Genomic DNA, 21,100 nt, shown 5'->3' with positions numbered 1-21,100 from the left:
AATTGTTGTTTAGGGCAGCGGGTTATTTGCGCCGCCGTTATGCTAATAAAAAATATTGAAGGATATTATGTAAAAAAAACTTTTACCATCTCTAATTCACAAATTATTTATTAATCAATTTATGAGGTGTGTGATGTCCAATCAAAAAAATCTTTTCGTTGCAATTTTCAGTTTTTTAATTTTATCGAACAATTGTCTTTTTAGTCAGCAAAATTCAAATAAAGAAACAAATAAAATTAATTTTTTTGTATTTCCTGTAACTCAGAATTATTCAGAAATAGAAAATAATTTTATTAAAAAATTTAAAAGTTCACTTGAACAAAATAATTTATTTTCAGAAGATGATTTTCAAATTGAAATTATGTTTACAATAAAAGAAATTGATAATAATAATATTGTAATATCAATTGTTGAACTTGAAACAATGATAAAAGAATCAATTGAAATTGGCAAAAAAGCACAAATATTTTATACATCAGAAGATAATAGAATAATAAATACATCAAATACAGACGAAGTTAATGTAAAAGAATATGTATCTGGAGAATATTTAAAACAATTTAGAACAATAAGAAGCAATAAATTAGAAATAATTAATAAATCAGAAACTGAGAAGTTTATTAACCAAATCGTAAATAAAAATCCTTGGAATAAAATATAAATTAAAGAATTAGCATAACCAACAAATCAACCCGACCGCTTCGCTCAATTCTGGTTTGGTTTGTAAACAGAAAACTTGAAAGTCTATTTTAGTTTTTTGTAAAAGTGTTTTGCAATTTTGAAAAGTAAGTCGCAGTTTTTGTAAATGCAAATTAAAAACTGCTCTTTAAAATAAATCATTTGTTATTAAATAAAATTGTTGTTATGGGCGGACGGGTTATTTGCCACGCCGTTAGGCAGCTAAATTTATGAGAAAGAAAATTATAATAATTGTTTTGTTAGTTTTTACAATATCTTGTGACGAAATGAAAAATACTGGTAGTGGTCATTTATATAAAGGAAATCTAACTGATGAAATTCTGATTGTTGAAAAATCAGATACTTTAAATATAGTTTTGCAATATTATCAAAATCCAACCGATTCAATTCCTTATATATTTATACAGAATAATGACAACAATGAACTAATATCTTTAAAACTATATGTTTCTTATGGAAGTATTTCGGAAGAACCAAAAATAAATAAGGAAGTAATATTTATATCTGACACAATTTATGTTTGGTATTCAAATGACGTTTATACAAATATTAATTTATATAAAAGCAATTTCCTAATCGATGCAATTTCAGAACCAATTATTGAATATGTAAAAATTGACAGTATAAAGGTGGAAAGTGAAATAAGCAAAAAAATAAAATTAAAATTTAGAAATCAATTTCTATAAAGCTGCCTAACACGCAAATCAACCCGACCGCTTCGCTCAATTCCGGTTTGGTTTGTAAATAAAAAGTTTGAAAGTAAATTTTAGTTTTTTGTTAAAGTGAAGTGCAATTTAGTAAAGTGAGTCGCAGTTTTTTTTAGAACAAAATTAAAAACTGCTTTGTAAAATTAACCAATCGTTATTTAATAAAATTGTTGTGTAGGGCGGACGGGTTATTTGCCACGCCGTTAGCTGTATACAACATTATAAATAAATATATAAAATAATATAATATAAGGTGTTAGTATGGACTTAATAAGTATAATAATGACTTCTTTAAATTTAGTATTAATAGTGATTACTGTTTATTTTTTAAACAAAAGCATCAAACAAGTAAATAAACAAATAACGCTAATGAGAGAAGAAAGAAATATTAAAACAAAAAATGACTTCGCAATGATTTGGTTAAAAATTGATGAGTATATGTTGCAACATCCTGAAATGAGTGAATTATGGATTGAACCAGAAACTTTTTCATATATTAAAAACAATTCTCAGAAAAGAATACATTAATAGATTTTCTAAAAAGAAGGGCATTTTCAGCTATAATAATTGGTACATATTTCAGAAGTTTTAAATTGGAAGAAAATATTCAAAATGAAGTTGGAGGTATAGAACTTAGTGAAGTAACTACAGATAATAAGGGTTTATGGGAATTTTGGGATAAATGGGGCATACGCGAAGATTATCTTACATTTCCAGAATTTGTAGATTTCATGGAAAAAACTTTCTTTAAAGAGTTTTATAAATAATATTTTAAATATACAGCTAACCAACAAATCAACCCGACCGCTTCGCTCGTTTGGGGTTTGTGCAAAATTAAAGTCTGAAAGTTTAATTTAGTTTTTTATAAAAGTGTAGTGGAATTAAGTAAAGTGAGTCGCAGTTTTTTGTAGAACAAAATTAAAAACTGCTTTTAAAATAAACCATTCGTTATTTAATAAAATTGTAGTTTTTGGCGGACGGGTTATTTGCCACGCCGTTATGTTGCTTTAAGGTCATAAATAATTGATTTGAAAATTATTAGAATATAGATTAAATATTAATAACATATTCATAATAATAAATGGTTAAAATGAAAAGAATACTAATTGCTGTAATATCATTAATAATATTTTCAAATCTGATAATCGGTCAAGAAAACTTGTATAATCAAAGAAATAATATTTATTTAGAATTGTTAGGTAGAGGTGGGTTGTTTTCAATAAATTATGAAAAATTTATTACCGATAAATCTGTTTTGGGAATTGGATTAGGCTATATTCCACGAAGTACATTTGATGATAGTTTTTATAAAGCTAACCAATTATTTTTACTGCCAATATCATACAATTATCTGTTTGATATTACAAATACATCAAAAATTGATTTTGGTGCGGGTTTAGTTTTAAAGTTTGTTGGTCAAAGAATTGAAGGGGTAGAAAAAGAAAAATTTGCAATTAATCCATATGGAATAATTGGTTATAGATACCAACCTGAAAATGAAGGGATATTATTTAGAATATCCTTTATTCCAATTTTAGACTTAAATAAGTTAGTTCCATGGATTGGCGTAAGTATAGGATATTGTTTCTAGAAGCAACATAACCAACAAATCAACCCGACCGCTTCGCTCAATACTGGTTTGGTTTGTAAATAAAAAGTTTGAAAGTAAATTTTAGTTTTTTGTAAAAGTGTAGTGTAATTCAGAAAAGTGAGTCGCAGTTTTTGCTAAAGGAAAAATAAAAACTGCTTTGTAAAATAAATCATTCGTTATTTAATAAAATTGTAGTTTTGGGCGGACGGGTTATTTGCCACGCCGTTAGCTTTACTGTAAAAATTATATGTTATAATTATACTCAGAGGAGAATTTTAGAAAGATGTATTTAGTTATTAACAAATTCCACAAATCTATTTTTATATTTATTATTATTTCCATATTACTGTCTGGTGGTTGTGAAGAAGAGATTTACAACTCAATTGTGGAACCAAAAAATTATTTGGAATATGGCAATGTTGTAAAAAGTGGACTTATTGCATATTATCCTTTTAATGCGGACGCTTTAGATTACAGTGAAAATAAAATGCATGGAATTGTAAAGGGAGTTTCTTCTTCTATAGGTAGGTTCGGGCAACCAGATGGATCACTAAAATTTGATGGAAATGATGATTTTGTTGAGATTCCAGGATTTAAATATACTAGCAAAAATAGTGGTACACTGTGTTTTTGGTTAAGAAAAATCTTAGAGATCAAAGAATATGATGAATCATCAATCATTTCTAATACAGATACTACAGGAAAAGGTTATGTGATCAGTATTCATGGTTTTAATAGTTTTTGGTTTGAAATAAAGGATCAATATTTTCAATCAGGAGGTATTTGGCGTACTAATCAAATTCCAAGAGAAGAATATATTTTCCTTGCAATAACATTTTCTGATGGTACAATAACAAAATACTCAGATGGATATCCTGTTGAGGAAATCATTTACACTCCAGATGATTATATAAAATTCAACAATAATCAATCATTGTATATTGGAAAAAGTTTATTTTCATCTCGATATAAATATTTTGAAGGAGAAATAGATGATTTATTGATATATGATAGAGCTCTTAATGAAGAAGAAGTATTACAACTTTATAATTGGGAATAGTAAATAGTTTTAATTAAGGCGTAAAGCTAACAAACAAATCAACCCGACCGCCGTTTTCACTTGGCGGAATTTTGTAAAAAGTTGATTTGGAAGTTTAACTAAAGTTTTTTGCTAAAGTGAAGTGTAATTTAGAAAAGTGAGTCGCAGTTTTTCTTAAAACCAAATTAAAAACTGCTCTTTAAAATAAATCATTCATTATTTAATAAAATTGTTGTTTTAGGCGGACGGGTTATTTGCTACGCCGTTATATGAAGTCCCAAAATACGGGACAGTAAAAGCCGAGAAGATAAAGATTGACGCAAAAAATAAATTGATCGAATTACTGAAGATATCCAAAAACGCTTATAAAAAGCTGGAAGGACTAAAGTACAGACGTTATTATAAAAACATAAAATTACAGTTAGAGTTAATCGAATATTATAAAACACTAGTTGAATACAGCAATCAAGTTGGTGTTACTTATAAAAAAAAGTTTGAAGAGATTGTATTTTCAGATTTTGAAGATTTGGAAGAAGCAATATTGAGTGAGGAATTCGGGATAAATACGCAATGGATATGGGGGATGACAATAGATAATTTACCAAAGTTAATATCATTTCTTCAAAAGGAAATAAGTGGACAGAATAAGAGTAGCTGACATATTAGAACAAGGGCTTCCTTCTTATCTTGTGGATCGCAAGTTATCGTGGAAGCAAACAAAGGTTGTTGGCAAAATAATTAATTGCTGCTCGCCTTATTCTTCCAGACAAAGGATTTCATGTTCAAATAGTAATTGTGATTATACGGTTGAAAGAGGAACACCTTGCGGAGATCGTCATTGCAACAGATGTAATAATAACAAGATGTTGAAGTGGCTATCAAAGATCATCACACAGTTTCTACCGCTTTGTTATCATCATGTTGTATTTACATTGCCAAGCGAGCTTCGCAATCTTATCGTCTGCAACAAAGAAGTAATATATGATTTGTTCTTCAAGTCGGCATTTGATGTTCTCAAAAAGTTCAGCAAAGATGAAAAGTATTTCGGAGGAGAGATAGGTTTTATCGGTCTGCTTCATACGTGGGGCCAAACGTTAAGTTATCATCCTCATTTACATTTTATAGTATTGAGCGGAGGCATTAAAAACGGCAGATATTGCAGACTTCCTTACAGTAAGAATTTTCTATTCCCGGTTAACGCTATGTCGAAGGTTATGATGGGAGTATTTATAGAAAAACTTAAATTCGAATACAATAATGGCAACTTGCTCTTTGCTGGTAACATTAGTAAACTATCAACAAAAAATGCTTTCAATAATTTTTTGTATGAAATAAGTCAGAAAGAATGGGTTGTATATAATCAGGCTCCGTTGAACGGTTCACCAAAAGTTCTTGAGTATTTATCACGCTATACTTACAAAGTTGCAATAAGCAATCACCGGATAAAAAAATACTCGGATGGTAGAGTTACTTTTGAGTACAAAGATTACAAAGACAGAAACGAGAAAGGAGTTGCACAAAAGAAGTTGATGACATTAACCGAGAAAGAGTTTATCAGAAGGTATCTCTTACACATTTTGCCAGAAGGTTTTAGAAAGCTAAGATATGGTGGGATATTTGCTTCAAATAAAAAGAAGGAATCTATCTCAATCATTAAAGATTTTTTCAAAGATATAATTGAAACTCTCAATCAGCAGACAGAAATCTGGTATAACAGAGTAAGAAAATACATTGATGTTCTATGTCCGAAATGTGAAGAAAAACTTTTATTCAACTTTTATTGCATTAACACAAGTTGAAGATCATGTTGAAGGCTGTATTAATAAACAGCACCTTCATATAACAAGTGTCTCAAGCGGAATGCTTCAGTAAATCCCAATACTTGCAGTTCGGTTTGGTCTTGTTATTCTGAGGTGGGAAGTAACTAAGTAACATTAACAATAAATCGTGGCATGTGGCGGCGTAAACCGTTGGGCATCCGCTTAAACACAACGCCGTTATACCGTAAAAAACAAATTAAATTTTCATTTCAGAATATTACTTAAATAAAAAGAATGCAAAATATTGAAATAAAAAGAGTGACATTAAATAATATTTATCAATTGCAAAAAATTGGTAAACAAACTTTTTTTGAAACTTTTGCAGAAAGTAATACTGAAGAAAATATGCTAAAATATTTGGAACAAGATTTTTCCTTAATAAAACTCACTGCCGAGATTGAAAACAAAGATTCAGAATTTTATTTTGCAGAATCTGGAAATAATAAGGTTGGTTATTTAAAGATAAATTTTGGGAAATCGCAAACAGAAATACACGAAGATGAATCAATTGAAATAGAACGAATTTATGTTCTAAAAGAATTTCACGGAAAAAATGTTGGACAGAAATTGTATGAAAAAGCAATAGAAATTGCTAATAAAAGAAAAGCAAAATATATATGGTTAGGAGTTTGGGAAAAGAATTTAAGAGCAATAAAATTTTATAAAAAGAATGGATTTGTTGAATTTGGTGAACATACATTTAAATTAGGCAGCGATGAACAATTAGATATAATGATGAAACTTGAATTTGCAAAATAATTTTAAAAACGGTATAACAAACAAATCAACCCGACCGCTTCGCTAATTTGGCGGGAATTTGTAAATCAAAAATTGGGGAGTAAATTTAAGTTTTTTGTAAAAGTGAAGTACAATTTAGAAAAGTAAGTCGCAGTTTTTTGTAAATGAAAAATAAAAACTGCTCATTAAAATAAATCATTCGTTATTAAATAAAATTGTTCCGTCAGCTGACGGATTTGGGCGTCGGGTTATTTGCCATGCCGTTATATTTTAAGAAAAGGGAAAAACTATGAAAAACATTTTAACAAGCATAGTAGTAAGCTTTATATTTATCATATTTACTAATCAAGTTAATGCACAATATAAGTTGGGTGATGAATTTCAATTAGGTTACTTTAAGTATCGTGTGGATAATATCGAGTATAAGAAAGAAGTATCTAATGGTTTAAATTCTTTTAAATCGAATGGAACACTTTTAATTGTTCATTTAACTATAACAAATCTTGACCGTGAGCCAAGTACACTTACTAATTCGATGTTCAAAGTATATGATTCAGACAATTATGAATTTGATACTTCTCAAGATGCAATGATTGTGATGATTTTAAAAGACCAAGATAAAATATTTATGTTAAAGGAATTTCAACCAAAAATTCCCAAGAAAATAATTATGCCATTTGAAATCCCAACTTCAAATGATGTATATACTCTTGAAGTCTCTGGAGGTTTTGGAACTGGTCAAAAAAGACTTATTAGATTAGTCAAATAATTATGGAAGAAAATAATTTATTAATTTTTGAAAGTTCTCTTAAAGAACTATTTTCTAAATTTGCTAATAATCCATTTTATTTTTTTTATGAAGAGGATGTTCGTGTTGAATTAGCACAAATTCTTAAAAGTAAGTTTAAAAATATTGAAATTGATCATTTAAAAAACAAAATTATTACTTCGCCGATTAAATGTGAATATCCAAGTAGTTTAGCAAATAAACAAAAACATGACATTGTTCAAGTAAAAAAAAATAGTCTTAATAATATTTATAATTTGGATTTGTCTGTAATAATTGAACTAAAACTTGGTTCAATAAACTACGATAGATGTGGAGTTTTTAAGGAAGATATTAAAAAATTATTAAGCTATAATTCTCAACTTGATTTTGGAATTGCACTTTATTTTTATCAAAACAATATTGATGAAAAATATTTTACAAATTGGTTCAATGACATAGTTGTTAATTTTAATCAAATTGAATTTCAGCAATTAACAATTGAGCCTAAAGTTGTTAATACTTTTATCATAACACCTAATACAATTTTGAAAACATTTACATACAAAGAATTTTATTAAAATATAACAAACAAATCAACCCGACCGCTTTGCTCGTTTGGGCTTTGTGCAAATTAAAAGTTTGAAAGTAAATTTTAGTAATTTATTAAAGTGAAGTACAATTCAGAAAAGTGAGTCGCAGTTTTTTGTAAAACCAAATTAAAAACTGCTTTGGTAATTTTACCAATCGTTATTTAATAAAATTGTAGTTTTTGGCGGACGGGTTATTTGCGCCGCCGTTATACACGGTTTAAAAACTATTTAAAATTGTCTTAAAAGTTTTGTAAAGTTTTAAGTTTTTTAACTTTTGTAAAATCAAATTTTGTTTTTTTCAAAAATTATAAATTGTAAATCATTTCTAAAAATTAGTTTTCGTTCTTTCAATTATTTTTGTTAAACATTTTTCTAAGTTTTAGTTTTTCTAAAATGTAAAATTGCTGTTCAAGTATTTCTATCCAAAAAATGTATTTAAAATTTAGAGCTGTTTAAGTTTCCGCTAAATAAAAGTTTTCAAAAGATTTAAGAAAAATCTGTTAAATAAATTTTCTGAAAAAGTTAAAACAAAAAATTTGTATAAAAGTGTATAACACGCAAATCAACCCGACCGCTTCGCTCGTTTAGGTTTTGTGCAAAATAAAAGTTAGAAAGTAAATTTTAGTTTTTTGTAACAGTGAAGTACAATTTATAAAAGTAAGTCGCAGTTTTTGCTAAAGGCAAATTAAAAACTGCTCTTTAAAATGAATTAATCGTTATTAAATAAAATTGTTCCGTCAGCTGACGGATTTGGGCGGACAAGTTATTTGCCACGCCGTTATACAACTTGAAGGAGATATTATGAAAGTATATTTAATTATGATATTTCTTATTTTTTTAACAATTTTTACAAATTGTAACTCAGTAGAATTTGAGAATGATTCCAATCTTAATTTGGAATTAGAAAAATATAGTTTGTCCAAATCGGATTCTTTAAAAGGAGTTTTGAAAGTAACTAATTATTCAGATGAAACAGTTATTTATAAATTTAATTCTGGATGTCAATTTGGAATAGAAATAAAAAAAATAAAAATACGGTGAGAAGTTTCCCAGAAGGTTGTTTATCAGTATTAACTTCATTTTCACTAAATAAAAATGAAACTCGAGAATTCAGTTTTACAATATCACTTTATGATAAAAATTCTTTTGAGTTAGCAAATGGTGAATATATACTTGAGGGATATTTATTAGATAATAATTCGTCAGCTATTTCCAAAAAGTTTATAATAAAGTAAAAGTTGTATAACACGCAAATCAACCCGACCGCTTCGCTAATTTGGGTTTTGTGCAAAATAAAAGTTTGAAAGTAATTATTAGTTATTTGTTTAAGTGAAGTTCAATTCAAAAAGTTTAGTCGCAAAGTTTGCTAAAGAAAAGTTAAACTTTGCTTTGGTAATTATAAAATTCGTTATTTAATAAAATCGAAGTTTAGGGCGGACGGGTTATTTGCGTCGCCGTTAGGCTGTAAATACTTTATGAAATTGAAATATTTACTTTTATTTGCATTCTTTTTTATTAACCTAACATATCCAATGGTCTTCACTAAAGCAGTCTGCCAAGATATCATTAAAAAAGACACAGTAGTAATCAACAATAAAATTAACTCTTTAATTTTTATTTCAGAATGTGATACTATTAAAGATTCCATATATGATTATTGTAATTACGTTTTCAAAGCAAAAGTTTTCGATTTATCATCAAATTCTTTAATTCAGATAATTTATGATACTTTAGACTATTGTATACCGCCATTAAAATTTGTTGATATAAATCTCGACAATTATCTAGATGTCGAAATCTCTGATGGTCATACCAATTTAGTTCCAAATTATTCTTTTTGGATTTATGATCCTATAAAATCTTGCTTCATTCATTCACAAGAATTTAGCACTTTAAATGAATATTCTGTTGACTATGAAAATCAAATAATAGAATCTTACGCTCAATTTATGGGTGGACGAGGTGGACTACTGGAAAAATACAAAATTAGGGATGGACATCTTTCATTAATTGAATCAGAATATTCTAATCGTAATAATTTTGAACACAAGGAGATTATTAATGGTGTTTTGAGAACAACTCAATTAACGGAAGAAGATTGGTTTGAAGATGATCAAGGCAACTCCATTATAGTTATTAATTGTTACAGTTTTATTCACGATTCTTTATTATTAACAGAAATAAATTGGCTTACTAATGTTAATAAAAATATAAGTGAAGATATGTATGCAAGTGATATTTACAATTGTGGACCCTGGGGAGAATGTTTGAAGTATTTAAGACAAGAAGTTTTTTCTTATGATACTAATTATAAAGTCATTGATACAAAAAAATACTTAATTATAAATAATCAATGGGAAGAAGTTAATTCTTTAAAATAATAACAGCCTAACCAGCGCCTCAACCCGACCGCCGTTTTAGTTCGGCGAATTTGAGATTTTTGAAATTGTGTTTTAGTTAAAGATTTTGTTCTAAGTGTTCGTTCTAATTGATTAACTTACAAACCGCACTTTTGCTGATGCAAGTTAAGTGCAGTTTGTTTAATCATTGGCATTTGTGTTTTACTTGGCTTCCTTGTTATGGGCGGCGGGTTAGGCGCAACGTCGTTATATTGCTAAAAGTCATTAGTATGAAAATAGCATTTTTCCTTTTTTTATTTGTAACTAATTGGTCTTTCGCACAAATACGTGATACCACTTTAGTGATCAAATTTAATGAATTAAATTTAGTTGTTTCAAAAATAATGGATAACGCTAATTTTTCTATTCGAACATTCCAAAAAGTAGAAGGGAATGAAAATCCTATTGAAATATCTTTACGTGATAAATTGGAACATTATTACACTGAAATCTACGAGATTATTTTCGATTCAATCAAATCACCGATTTATTTATCAACAACCGAATATAACAAATCAAATCAATGGTATTTAGGACATCAATATTATTTTGACTCAAATGGTAGAACTAATTTCTATTCATTCTTTTTTAGTTGTTACGATAGTGTGCAAAATAAAATGAGCAGAAAATATCATCTAATTCAATTTTCGGAAAACTTTGAAATACTGAGTCAAGCGGAATGGTATGAAGATGATAATTTTAATGTAATCCAAGATATTTTTGAATGTCAACAAACTAATAATTTTATTATTAAATATTTTGGTTGTAATAATTTTTTAAGTGTAATTAATAAATTCAATATTAAATTATAAAAGCAATATAACCAGCGCCTCAACCCGACCGCCTTTTTAGTTCGGCGGATTTGAGATTTTTGGAATTGTATTTTTGTTCGGCATTTTGTTCAAGGTGTTCGTTTTAATTAATTAACTTACAAACTGCACTTTTGCTGACGCAAGTTAAGTGCAGTTTGTTTAATCATTGGCATTTGTGCTTTACTCTGCTTCCCTGTTATGGGCGGCGGGTTAGGCGCAACGTCGTTATACACGGTTTGAAAATTATTTAAAATTGTCTTTAAAGTTTTGTAAAGTTTTAAGTTTTCAAACTTTTGTAAAAACAAATTTTAGTTTTTTACAAAAAATTAAAGATTGTAAATCATTTCTAAAAATTAGTTTTCGTTCTTTTAATTATTTTTGTTAAACATTTTTCAAAGTTTTAGTTTTTCGAAAATTATAAATTGCTATTCAAGTTTTTCTATTCAAAAAATGTATTTAAAATTTAGAGCTGTTTAAAATTATCAAATAAATAAATATTTCGTAAAAGTTTAAAAATCTGTAAAATAAATTCTTCAAAAAAAGTTAAAACAAAAAATTTATATAAAAGTGTATAACACGCAAATCAACCCGACCGCTTCGCTGGTTTGGGTTTTGTAAAAAATAAAAAGTTGGAAAGTAAATTTAAGTTTTTTGTAAAAGTGTAGTACAATTCAAAATGAGAGTCGCAGTTTTTGCCGAGAAAAATAAAAACTGCTCTTTAAAATAAACCATTCGTTATTTAATAAAATTGTTCCGTCAGCTGACGGATTTGGGCGGACGGGTTATTTGCCACGCCGTTATATGCAAATATGAAATACAAAGCTTCCTGGAAATTTACTTCTGGTTACAAGTATATTTTTGTTATTCTTTTTGTCCTTTTTATTGTCAGTGGAATTGTTTTTAGAGAAGTTTTTTTATTACTAATCGGGTTCTCTGTTCTGATTTACTTTTTATTTCTTCCATTTAGATTGTTTGTTGTATTAAATGATGATGAATTAATATTTCAGAGCTGGTTTAAGAAATCAAAAGTTAAAATAACTGAAATCAAATCAATTGCTGGTTATGATTCTTTTACATTTATAGAAACTCGTTTATTTGGCTCTTTCACTTATAAAATTTGCAATAACCAAAAATGTTTTATGTTAAATACAATTTATTTTAATCCAGAGTTTCGTAAAAAGTTTATTTCTCTTTGTTCATAGTTCCTAGTTTATTGCATATAACCAGCGCCTCAACCCGACCGCCATTTTTGTTCGGCGAATTTGAATTTTTTGGTGTTTAGTTTTTGTTCGGCATTTTGTTCTAAGTGTTCGTTCTAATTAATTAACTTACAAACTGCACTTGCTGATGCAAATTAAGTGCAGTTTGTTAAATATTTATCAGTTGTGTTTTAGCTTGGCTTCCCTGTTATGGGCGGCGGGTTAGGCGCAACGTCGTTATACAACAAAAAAAATGGAAAAACTGGTAGCTACATTTAGCATTAAATTGAAAAATCACATTATGGTTATGTGGCCTGAAGATTCTGAGATTTCTTTTTTTAGTAATATTAATGACTCTGATGTTAAAGTTAATTTCGAAAAATGTTTTTCTTGTAAATTCAAGAATGAAGGAGATAAACATTTTACTGAACCAATATTTGAAATAAAAATAGAAGTTTCAAAGAAAGGTAATTTTGACATTCCTAAAATTGAAAAAGTTCAAGACTATGAAAAAAGAATTATATTTTTTGATAATATTTTACCAGAATTTTCAAATGTTGCTTTTGAAGCTTATTCAAGAATAATTTTTTATTTAAAATACGTTCTTTACAATCCTTACCTCATTGAATATCCAAGGGATCACGCTTTTTTTTACAATGCAAAATGGAAAAACGAAAAAGGTGAAAAAATTGGTGGAGGCACAAATAAAGCTCATCTATTAGAAGTTTACGACTTAGAGAACATACTTGGAAATTATTTACCTTCAAAAAAATTATCACTAAAAAATTCAAATCAACTTAAATTTATTTTACAAAATGACTTATCTCCTAAACCTCAATTTCATTCACAAATGTTGTCGGGTGCAGTATCTTCACTTTTTGATTTAAATTTGCATCGGTCAGTTTTTGAGCTTGCAATATCAGTCGAATCAATGGTAAAAAGAACTTTCAAATTAAATGATGGAAAAGAATATAAATATAAATCGAACAAAAAAAATTCACCAACAAATATAATAGAAATAGTTGCATCAGAGGCGTTTGGGAAAAGTTTTGCAGAAGAACAGCCTAAAATTTTTAAGAATCTCGAAAATCTTTTTAGATGTAGAAATAAAATTGCACATCACGGTTCTTTAGATTATAGAGACATTGAAACAAATGAACAAAAAATTCCTAATATTCAAACTGTGACTAATTGGACAAAATCAGTTCAGTATTTAGAATATTGGTTTTTAAAGCAAGAAGTTGGAAATTATGTTGTATAACAAACAAATCAACCCGACCGCTTCGCTCAATACTGGTTTGGTTTGTAAACAGAAAGCTTGAGAGTAAATTTTGGTTTTTTGTTAAAGTGTAGAACAATTCAGAAAAGTGAGTCGCAGTTTTTTGTAAAACCAAATTAAAAACTGCTCTTTAAAATAAACCATACGTTATTTAATAAAATTGTAGTTTTGGGCGGACGGGTTATTTGCCACGCCGTTAGGTTGCATGATGAAATTGATATATATAATTATTTTAATTTCGCATCTTATAATATTTCCAAATGAAAATTATTGTCAAAAAAATAATTTGAGTTATGACAATATGATTTATTATTTGGATCACTATAATATTCGTCATTTTCCAGATAGTCTTTGGTGGTCAATAATTGAAAAGTCGTTTTTGGAAATAAAAAAAGGTGATACTTTAGTTTTTAATAAATTACTAAAATTATCAAGTGAAGAAAGATATAATTTGTTTCAATACATTTCCGTTGATTGGGCAGAATTAATAACACATTATACAAATCTTGTAATTATGTTATCAAGAGATTTAAAATATGAAGAAATAAAAGTTGTTGCTCAATTTGCATTTTCTTCTAAAATCATTTCGGAATTGGAATCAAAAACCATTATAAATAAAATAGAATTATTCTTGTCTAACAAAGATCAAAAAATTGTAAAAACAGCAGAGAATTATCTAAGAATAATTCATGAAATAGAAAACGAAAAATATTTACAATATTAAAAATGCAACCTAACAAACAAATCAACCCGACCGCTTCGCTCAATTTTGGTTTGATTTGTAAACAAAAAGTTTAGTTTTCAATTATAGTATTTTATAAAAGTGAAGTGCAATTCAGAAAAGTGAGTCGCAAAGTTTGTTAAAGAAAAATTAAACTTTGCTCGGTAATTATAAAATTCGTTATTAAATAAAATTGTAGTTTTTGGCGGACGGGTTATTTGCGCCGCCGTTAGGCATAAACTAAATTGGTTGAGTATGAGTAAAGAATTTCCATCTGAATTTATCTATTTTCTATTAAACCTGATTTTTACCATTGTGGTAATCTTCTTAACAAAATTTATTAGTGAAAATTTAATTATCACTTTTTTTATTTCAATTTTTTTATTTTTAATAGCATCCGCATACTTAATTAAATACAAAAAATATCCTTACTATTTGTTGATTCTCTATTGCGGAATAATATTTACCTCATTCATAATTGAAAAACAGTTTACCGGTTTTGAAATAGTTTTTGAAGATGATACTCGGGTACATATTGGGGATGTTGATATGAGTAATTTTATTCCAAATAAACCTGATAGCACATTCTATACTTGGAATTTTAGACTAACCGATGATCCTGAAGAAGCCATTGGTATGATAATCGCAAAACACGTTGATCCAGTTGTCGAAAATGGTCCCGTATTAATGTTAGTAAACAAAAAGCCATTTAGTTTCTTAAATGAAATTGCTAATTACCCACCTGAAAAAGAAATGTTTGAAACTTATTCCGATTTCAGTTTTGATATTCCAGCCTCTTTCTTAATAAAAGGGAATAACACTTTTACAATTGCTTCATTGTTTACAAAAGAAATGGGCTACGACGATATCAATATTAAATTTATAAAAATTAGCGTGAGGTATTGAAAATGAAAATAATTACACCTGAACCATTTGCAAGAGGTGCATTCTCTAAAATATTTTTAGAATTCGACATTGGTAAAAATGGATTGAGTACTGATTTTGAAACCAATTTACAAATGTTTGAAGATAACAAAATAAAAGTAAGAAAAATCTTTTCTCCTTATATCCCAAGTATGGCTTCTTCCTATTTGCTCAATAAAAAATTACTCTACCAAGCTAAGTTACAGTTTAAGAATGAAATTAAAATATTAAAATCTTTAAATCATCCAAACATTATTAAGTTAAAGGAATCTTCTTCAACAAAACAACCATATATATCCTTTGAGATTTCTTCAAATGATTTAAGTTTATTACTAAAAAATTGTCAATTAGCTGAATATGATATTTATTTAATAATTTATAGCTTAATTGAGGTATTGAGGTATTTACATAATGAAAAAAATATTGCCCATTTGGATATATCAACTCGCAATGTCTTTTACGACGTCCTCAGTGGAAAAATTATTTTATCAGATTTTGGATTAGCAAAGATTGATAGTGCACCAGATTCAGTTCTAAAATCTAAATCAAGAAATTCCTCGCCAGAGAGTTTTAATGATTTAGGACAAGATAAGCAAACCGATTTATGGCAACTTGGGCATTTAATATTATCACTTTATGATCATAACAGTATTCTTGAGGATAATATTCCACCACTTGGTATACTCTGCAATGAAAAAAAATTAAATATAAATGAAATATTGCATCACTTTAATATAACTGACAAACTAGTAAGAGATGTAATTATCAAGTGTTTACAACCCAAAGGAACTCGTGTGAAGACCATTGATGATTTACTGGAAATATTAAGTAATTACCCTGAGAAACTAAAAAAAATGAAAAAAATTTATTCCAATGAACTAAAAAGTTATATAAGAAAAAATGGTGGGAATAAATATTTAGTAAATGAGAACTTACTGTTTTTTATCCATAAAATAAGTCAGTTATATATTGAGTTATTTGAAAACAAAGAAAATCCTAAATTACTCGAAGAACATTATAATCTGGTGAAATTAATGGGCGAGAGATATAAAATACCATTTTACTATTCACAGAAAATAATTTCACTGACTTTGAAATCAATTGCGACAAACAATGATATAGATGAGTATAGAAATGAATTAGAGATCTTAATTAGACAAGTAAAACAAGAACTAAACTTTATTCAAATTAGCGAATTGGTTGGTGTAATTATGATTGCGATAAATGTTTTTGATGAGAAAAGAGAAAATATTTACTTCAAAGAATGTTATTTCGCACTTCCGACCCCACATAATTTAGGATCAATTTTTAAATTATATTCTCCACAACTAAAAGAAGCAAATCTATGGGAAGTTGAATTAAAACAATTCTTAGGCCCTATTCAAAGGTTGAATAGACCCATTTTATATGATGAGATAGATTATTCCAAACTTAATTTCAAATTCTACACAATTGACGAAATAATTAAAGACGGTAATAACACAATAAATATATGTGTAAAAAATCCCTTGAAAAAAACATCTAGTTACCTAATCCTTGATGGAGATCAATGTGGTCTTCAAATAAAATATGAACGTAAATTAACAGAAGATGATATTATAATTTACATCTATTCTGAGATACAACAAATTTTTAATATTTCGAAAGAAATTTCATTACAGTATCAAATAAAGGATATAAATTCATTTTCTTCTACAATTGGCGACTACAAAGATCATCTTTCAAAATCAAATGGGTATTTTTTACAACACCGATTTAAGAGGGATAAAGGAATAAGTCCCTTTGTTGAATTCATAAACTATGACATTATTGATTCATAGATTAACTAATTTATATGCCTAACATGTTGCTCAAGGCGACAGCATTTTCGCTTTCTGATTTTATGTAATTTATAAAGTTTGTTGTACCGTTTCGACTTTGCTGTTTGGCTGTATTTGTAAATGTAAGTTTTGTAGTAAATAAAAAGTTGTTTAATAAATTGGCGGAGTTGTTCTGGGCTGCGCCTTAGCAACCACGCCGTTATACACGGTTTAAAAACTATTTAAAATTGTCTTAAAAGTTTTGTAAAGTTTTAAGTTTTCTAACTTTTGTAAAATCAAATTTTAATTCTGTTGTAAAGTTGTTTAAAAGTTATTTCTACCAAAATTTAAGTTTTCGTTCTTTTAATTATTTTTGTTTAACATTTTTCAAAGTTTTAGTTTTCCTAAAATTATAAATTGTTATTCAAGTTTTTCTATTCAAAAAATGTATTTAAAATTTAGAGCTGTTTTAAATTTTCAAATAAATAAATATTTTGTAAAAGTTTTAAAATCTGTGAAATAAATTCTTCAAAAAAAGTTAAAACAAACAATTTATATAAAAGTGTATAACACGCAAATCAACCCGACCGCTTCGCTTGTTTGGGTATTGTGCAAAATAAAAAGTTTGAATGTAAATTTTAGTATTTTGTTAAAGTGAAGTGCAATTTTGAAAAGTAAGTCGCAGTTTTTGTTAATGGAAAAATAAAAACTGCTTTGTAAAATTTACCATTCGTTATTAAATAAAATTGTTCCGTCAGCTGACGGATTTGGGCGGACGGGTTATTTGCCACGCCGTTATATGCGAAAAAAGAAATTGTAAAAATGTTGATAAATGTGTATCTTTACAATAGTTATTACACATTACAAAAAGGACAAAATTATGAGAACAAATATAGTAATAGATGATAAATTAATGAACTTAGCTCTTGAATCAACTGGATTTAAAACAAAAAAAGAAGTTGTTGAAGAAGGATTAAAAGCATTAATTAAAATTAAAAATCAATCAAAATTAAAAGTATTTCGTGGAAAACTTCAATGGGAAGGAGATATTGAGAAAATGCGAGTTGATAAATGATTTTCTTAGATTCAACAGTTCTTATTGATTATTTTAATGGAAAAAATAATTGGCAAGTTGAAGTTTTAGATTCAATACTTGGAAGAGAATTAGTTGTTATTGGCGATTATGTGTTGACAGAGGTGTTACAAGGTTTTAAAAATGATAAAGATTTTCAAAAAGCGAAAACCATTCTATTATCCTTTCCTTGTTTTGATATTGGTGGCAAGGAAATAGCAATTCAAAGTGCAACTAATTATCGTTTGTTAAGAAAAAAGGGTGTAACAATTAGAAAAACGATTGATGCAATGATTGCAACATTTTGTATAGAAAATAATTTTTCATTATTACATAACGATAAAGATTTCGAACCATTTGAAAAATATCTAAAGTTAAAAGTTTACAACAAGTAAAAAAACCGCATATAACCAGCAAATCAACCCGACCGCTTCGCTCAATTCTGGTTTGGATTGTAAACAGAAAGTATAAAAGTCAATTTTAGTTTTTTGTAAAAGTGTAGTGCAATTTAGAAAAGTAAGTCGCAGTTTTTGCTGATGAAAATTAAAAACTGCTCTTTAAATAAAACATTCGTTATTAAATAAAATTTTTGTTTTTGGCGGACGGGTTATTTGCCACGTCGTTATATGGTATAAAAATGAATAATAAAAATGAAAAATTTGAATATAAAGAACTACTATTTACAACTATCAAATTATATTTTGATGAACAATTCTTTACTTTAGGTTTTAAAAAAAACGAAGAAATACGAAATGATTCTTTCATAATTGAATATAAAAAAAAGAAAAGAATTATAAAATTTAGTGTAAGTTTATTTCCAACTGATTATCCTTATTATCTTTCTATAGAAATTATAAAGCAAAAAATATTATTAACTCAAGCAATACCATTTTGGTTTATTTTAAAAAATAAGTCAGATAAAAAGATTGATTTTGCATTGACGGAAAATTCAGAATATTTAAGTAAAATCAAAATTGATGAATTATTAACCAACATAAAAAATGAACTATTTTATTTATGCGAAAAATTCATAATTGGAAAGGATAATGAGTTTAATTTTAATTACAAAAAGTTTAATAGATATAAGATAGAATTACAAAAAAATACCATATAACAAACAAATCAACACGACCGCCGTTTTCACTCGGCGGTATTTTGTAAAAAGTTTGTTTGGAAGTTTAACTTAAGTTTTTTGTTAAAGTTTGTGCAATTCAGAAAAGTGAGTCGCAGTTTTTGCTGGTGGAAAATTAAAAACTGCTTTGCAAAATTTACCATTCGTTATTTAATAAAATTGTTCCGTCAGCTGACGGATTTGGGCGGACGGGTTATTTGCCACGCCGTTAGGCATACAAGAATAATTCTAAACTAAAGAAGGGATTTTATATATGAATATTATTTTAGGGGCATCTGGGCAAGTTGGAAATGCCGTCGTTGAAAATTTAATGACAAAACACGCTCAAATTAAAGCAGTTGTTAGAAATAAAGAAAAAGCAGCCAAATTATTAAGTAATGGTATTCAAGTTTCAGTTGCAGATTTTTTCGATTTGCCAGCATTAAAAGAATCGTTGAAAGATGGTGATGTAATTTTTGTACTAACTCCCGAAGCCAGTCATTCAAATGATGTTATTGGAGATACCAAAAAAATATTAAAAAATCTAGAAATTGCTATTGAATCTTCAAGAATAAGTAAAATTATAGGTTTGTCATCTATGGGAGCTCAACATCCAAACGGAACCGGAAATCTTGAAATGTCATATCTGCTTGAACATTCATTTAATAATATTGCAGTACTGAAAATATTTGTAAGACCAGCCTATTATTTTAGCAATTGGTTACCATATTTACCATTAGTAAAGGAATATGGTGTTTTACCAACATTTTTCCCAATTGATTTGAAAATACCAATGATATCACCGATGGACGTTGCACAATTTGTGTCAAATATTATTATCAAAGATTTTGATGAATCACAAATATTTGAAGTACAAGGACCTGAATCATACAGCACGAGAGATGTTGCAAAAATATTAAAAGATATTTTAAATAAAGAAATTGAAGTTCAACAAATAGAAAGAGAAAAATGGGAAGATACTATTAAACAAATTGGATTTAGTGAGGATGCAACCAAAAATCTTGTGAAAATGATTGAAGCAGTAATTGATGGTAAAGCGATAGCAGAGAATAACAATGCAAACTTAGTAACGCTTAATACTTCATTAAGTGATTATTTTAAAGGAAATATTAAATAAGTATGCCTAACAAGCCAATCAACCCGACTGCCTTTTCGCATTTGGCAGTTTTTAAATTTTTGGCTTTGTTGTTCCGTGTTAAGTTTGTTGCTCTAAGTAGTTCTATTAATTAACATTGTTGCAAACTGTACTTTCAATGAAAAATAAGTACAGTTTGCTAAATCTTTGGCTTTGTCTTTTTAATCTGCACTGCTGTTCTGGGCAGCGGGTTATCGGCGCCGCCGTTATACACGGTTTAAAAACTATTTAAAATTGTCTTTAAAGTTTTGTAAAGTTTTAAGTTTTTTAACTTTTGTAAAATCAAATTTTGGTTTTTTCAAAAATTATAAATTGTAAATCATTTCTAAAAATTAGTTTTCGTTCTTTCAATTATTTTTGTTAAACATTTTTCTAAGTTTTAGTTTTTCTAAAACGTAAAATTGCTGTTCAAGTATTTCTATCCAAAAAATGTATTTAAAATTTAGAGCTGTTTAAGTTTCCGCTAAATAAAAGTTTTCAAAAGATTTAAGAAAAATCTGTTAAATAAATTTTCTGAAAAAGTTAAAACAAAAAATTTGTATAAAAGTGTATAACACGCAAATCAACCCGACCGCTTCGCTCGTTTAGGTTTTGTGCAAAATAAAAGTTAGAAAGTAAATTTTAGTTTTTTGTAACAGTGAAGTACAATTTATAAAAGTAAGTCGCAGTTTTTGC

At 27.7% G+C, this 21,100-nt stretch carries 24 protein-coding genes; all 24 read left to right on the top strand.

What is annotated here, in order from left to right:
* Positions 1–133 precede the first annotated feature (133 nt).
* The 24 genes from IPH62_00920 (at position 134) to IPH62_00805 (ending at position 20,407) form a co-directional block, all read left to right on the top strand.
* Complete coding sequence (locus tag IPH62_00920) at positions 134–661, top strand: hypothetical protein (GenBank protein ID MBK7103834.1); 528 nt, start codon at positions 134–136, stop codon at positions 659–661.
* Positions 662–908: 247 nt separating this feature from the next.
* Positions 909–1,385, top strand: a complete 477-nt coding sequence (locus IPH62_00915) for a hypothetical protein (GenBank protein MBK7103833.1) — start codon at positions 909–911, stop codon at positions 1,383–1,385.
* Between the two features lie 282 nt (positions 1,386–1,667).
* Positions 1,668–1,934: a hypothetical protein gene (locus IPH62_00910; GenBank protein MBK7103832.1), complete on the top strand. Its 267-nt coding sequence runs from the start codon at positions 1,668–1,670 to the stop codon at positions 1,932–1,934.
* A gap of 65 nt (positions 1,935–1,999) precedes the next feature.
* A complete protein-coding gene (locus IPH62_00905; protein MBK7103831.1) occupies positions 2,000–2,173 on the top strand; it encodes a hypothetical protein in 174 nt (57 codons plus the stop codon).
* Between the two features lie 323 nt (positions 2,174–2,496).
* Positions 2,497–2,997 carry a hypothetical protein gene (locus tag IPH62_00900; GenBank protein ID MBK7103830.1) on the top strand — a complete coding sequence of 167 codons (501 nt, stop codon included), beginning with the start codon at positions 2,497–2,499 and terminating at the stop codon, positions 2,995–2,997.
* A 283-nt stretch (positions 2,998–3,280) separates the two neighbouring features.
* Positions 3,281–4,057, top strand: coding sequence for a LamG domain-containing protein (locus IPH62_00895; GenBank protein MBK7103829.1), 777 nt, complete (start codon positions 3,281–3,283; stop codon positions 4,055–4,057).
* A gap of 310 nt (positions 4,058–4,367) precedes the next feature.
* Positions 4,368–4,694 carry a hypothetical protein gene (locus IPH62_00890; protein MBK7103828.1) on the top strand — a complete coding sequence of 109 codons (327 nt, stop codon included), beginning with the start codon at positions 4,368–4,370 and terminating at the stop codon, positions 4,692–4,694.
* Positions 4,672–5,835: a transposase gene (locus tag IPH62_00885; GenBank protein MBK7103827.1), complete on the top strand. Its 1,164-nt coding sequence runs from the start codon at positions 4,672–4,674 to the stop codon at positions 5,833–5,835. The genes IPH62_00890 and IPH62_00885 overlap by 23 nt, the downstream gene beginning before the upstream one ends.
* 255 nt (positions 5,836–6,090) lie before the next feature.
* On the top strand, positions 6,091–6,615 hold the full coding sequence (locus tag IPH62_00880) for a GNAT family N-acetyltransferase (GenBank protein ID MBK7103826.1): 525 nt from the start codon (positions 6,091–6,093) through the stop codon (positions 6,613–6,615).
* Positions 6,616–6,883: 268 nt separating this feature from the next.
* Complete coding sequence (locus IPH62_00875) at positions 6,884–7,363, top strand: DUF4352 domain-containing protein (GenBank protein ID MBK7103825.1); 480 nt, start codon at positions 6,884–6,886, stop codon at positions 7,361–7,363.
* A gap of 2 nt (positions 7,364–7,365) precedes the next feature.
* Entirely contained in the window at positions 7,366–7,941 is a 576-nt protein-coding gene (locus tag IPH62_00870; GenBank protein MBK7103824.1) for a hypothetical protein, read from the top strand.
* Between the two features lie 813 nt (positions 7,942–8,754).
* Positions 8,755–8,994, top strand: a complete 240-nt coding sequence (locus IPH62_00865; GenBank protein MBK7103823.1) for a hypothetical protein — start codon at positions 8,755–8,757, stop codon at positions 8,992–8,994.
* The gene (locus IPH62_00860) at positions 8,991–9,188 is read left to right on the top strand and encodes a hypothetical protein (protein ID MBK7103822.1); all 198 of its coding nucleotides are present in this window, start codon (positions 8,991–8,993) and stop codon (positions 9,186–9,188) included. The genes IPH62_00865 and IPH62_00860 overlap by 4 nt, the downstream gene beginning before the upstream one ends.
* 240 nt (positions 9,189–9,428) lie before the next feature.
* The gene (locus IPH62_00855; protein MBK7103821.1) at positions 9,429–10,334 is read left to right on the top strand and encodes a hypothetical protein; all 906 of its coding nucleotides are present in this window, start codon (positions 9,429–9,431) and stop codon (positions 10,332–10,334) included.
* A gap of 362 nt (positions 10,335–10,696) precedes the next feature.
* Positions 10,697–11,164: a hypothetical protein gene (locus tag IPH62_00850; protein ID MBK7103820.1), complete on the top strand. Its 468-nt coding sequence runs from the start codon at positions 10,697–10,699 to the stop codon at positions 11,162–11,164.
* A gap of 809 nt (positions 11,165–11,973) precedes the next feature.
* Positions 11,974–12,366 (top strand): hypothetical protein, encoded by a 393-nt coding sequence (locus IPH62_00845; GenBank protein MBK7103819.1) that lies wholly within the window; start codon positions 11,974–11,976, stop codon positions 12,364–12,366.
* 250 nt (positions 12,367–12,616) lie between these two features.
* Positions 12,617–13,624, top strand: coding sequence for a hypothetical protein (locus tag IPH62_00840; GenBank protein ID MBK7103818.1), 1,008 nt, complete (start codon positions 12,617–12,619; stop codon positions 13,622–13,624).
* 226 nt (positions 13,625–13,850) lie between these two features.
* Positions 13,851–14,366, top strand: a complete 516-nt coding sequence (locus tag IPH62_00835; protein ID MBK7103817.1) for a hypothetical protein — start codon at positions 13,851–13,853, stop codon at positions 14,364–14,366.
* A gap of 252 nt (positions 14,367–14,618) precedes the next feature.
* Complete coding sequence (locus IPH62_00830; GenBank protein MBK7103816.1) at positions 14,619–15,269, top strand: hypothetical protein; 651 nt, start codon at positions 14,619–14,621, stop codon at positions 15,267–15,269.
* Positions 15,270–15,271: 2 nt separating this feature from the next.
* A complete protein-coding gene (locus IPH62_00825; GenBank protein MBK7103815.1) occupies positions 15,272–17,107 on the top strand; it encodes a protein kinase in 1,836 nt (611 codons plus the stop codon).
* An 859-nt stretch (positions 17,108–17,966) separates the two neighbouring features.
* Positions 17,967–18,161: a type II toxin-antitoxin system VapB family antitoxin gene (locus tag IPH62_00820; GenBank protein ID MBK7103814.1), complete on the top strand. Its 195-nt coding sequence runs from the start codon at positions 17,967–17,969 to the stop codon at positions 18,159–18,161.
* Positions 18,158–18,553: a PIN domain nuclease gene (locus IPH62_00815; protein ID MBK7103813.1), complete on the top strand. Its 396-nt coding sequence runs from the start codon at positions 18,158–18,160 to the stop codon at positions 18,551–18,553. The genes IPH62_00820 and IPH62_00815 overlap by 4 nt, the downstream gene beginning before the upstream one ends.
* Before the next feature lie 242 nt (positions 18,554–18,795).
* Positions 18,796–19,272, top strand: coding sequence for a hypothetical protein (locus tag IPH62_00810; GenBank protein MBK7103812.1), 477 nt, complete (start codon positions 18,796–18,798; stop codon positions 19,270–19,272).
* A gap of 271 nt (positions 19,273–19,543) precedes the next feature.
* Positions 19,544–20,407: an NAD(P)H-binding protein gene (locus IPH62_00805; protein ID MBK7103811.1), complete on the top strand. Its 864-nt coding sequence runs from the start codon at positions 19,544–19,546 to the stop codon at positions 20,405–20,407.
* Positions 20,408–21,100: the final 693 nt, after the last annotated feature.

It is taken from the genome of Ignavibacteriota bacterium (genome assembly GCA_016708125.1).
GTDB lineage: Bacteria > Bacteroidota > Ignavibacteria > Ignavibacteriales > Melioribacteraceae.
This window is presented reverse-complemented; position numbering and strand designations above follow the sequence as displayed.

Bases quoted from the DNA above. Each gene is read 5' to 3' on its own strand.
- IPH62_00920 (MBK7103834.1), top strand. From the start codon at position 134: ATGTCCAATCAAAAAAATCTTTTCGTTGCAATTTTCAGTTTTTTAATT.
- IPH62_00915 (MBK7103833.1), top strand. From the start codon at position 909: ATGAGAAAGAAAATTATAATAATTGTTTTGTTAGTTTTTACAATATCT.
- IPH62_00910 (MBK7103832.1), top strand. From the start codon at position 1,668: ATGGACTTAATAAGTATAATAATGACTTCTTTAAATTTAGTATTAATA.
- IPH62_00900 (MBK7103830.1), top strand. From the start codon at position 2,497: ATGAAAAGAATACTAATTGCTGTAATATCATTAATAATATTTTCAAAT.
- IPH62_00895 (MBK7103829.1), top strand. From the start codon at position 3,281: ATGTATTTAGTTATTAACAAATTCCACAAATCTATTTTTATATTTATT.
- IPH62_00880 (MBK7103826.1), top strand. From the start codon at position 6,091: ATGCAAAATATTGAAATAAAAAGAGTGACATTAAATAATATTTATCAA.
- IPH62_00875 (MBK7103825.1), top strand. From the start codon at position 6,884: ATGAAAAACATTTTAACAAGCATAGTAGTAAGCTTTATATTTATCATA.
- IPH62_00870 (MBK7103824.1), top strand. From the start codon at position 7,366: ATGGAAGAAAATAATTTATTAATTTTTGAAAGTTCTCTTAAAGAACTA.
- IPH62_00865 (MBK7103823.1), top strand. From the start codon at position 8,755: ATGAAAGTATATTTAATTATGATATTTCTTATTTTTTTAACAATTTTT.
- IPH62_00855 (MBK7103821.1), top strand. From the start codon at position 9,429: ATGAAATTGAAATATTTACTTTTATTTGCATTCTTTTTTATTAACCTA.
- IPH62_00850 (MBK7103820.1), top strand. From the start codon at position 10,697: ATGGATAACGCTAATTTTTCTATTCGAACATTCCAAAAAGTAGAAGGG.
- IPH62_00845 (MBK7103819.1), top strand. From the start codon at position 11,974: ATGAAATACAAAGCTTCCTGGAAATTTACTTCTGGTTACAAGTATATT.
- IPH62_00840 (MBK7103818.1), top strand. From the start codon at position 12,617: ATGGAAAAACTGGTAGCTACATTTAGCATTAAATTGAAAAATCACATT.
- IPH62_00835 (MBK7103817.1), top strand. From the start codon at position 13,851: ATGAAATTGATATATATAATTATTTTAATTTCGCATCTTATAATATTT.
- IPH62_00830 (MBK7103816.1), top strand. From the start codon at position 14,619: ATGAGTAAAGAATTTCCATCTGAATTTATCTATTTTCTATTAAACCTG.
- IPH62_00825 (MBK7103815.1), top strand. From the start codon at position 15,272: ATGAAAATAATTACACCTGAACCATTTGCAAGAGGTGCATTCTCTAAA.
- IPH62_00820 (MBK7103814.1), top strand. From the start codon at position 17,967: ATGAGAACAAATATAGTAATAGATGATAAATTAATGAACTTAGCTCTT.
- IPH62_00815 (MBK7103813.1), top strand. From the start codon at position 18,158: ATGATTTTCTTAGATTCAACAGTTCTTATTGATTATTTTAATGGAAAA.
- IPH62_00810 (MBK7103812.1), top strand. From the start codon at position 18,796: ATGAATAATAAAAATGAAAAATTTGAATATAAAGAACTACTATTTACA.
- IPH62_00805 (MBK7103811.1), top strand. From the start codon at position 19,544: ATGAATATTATTTTAGGGGCATCTGGGCAAGTTGGAAATGCCGTCGTT.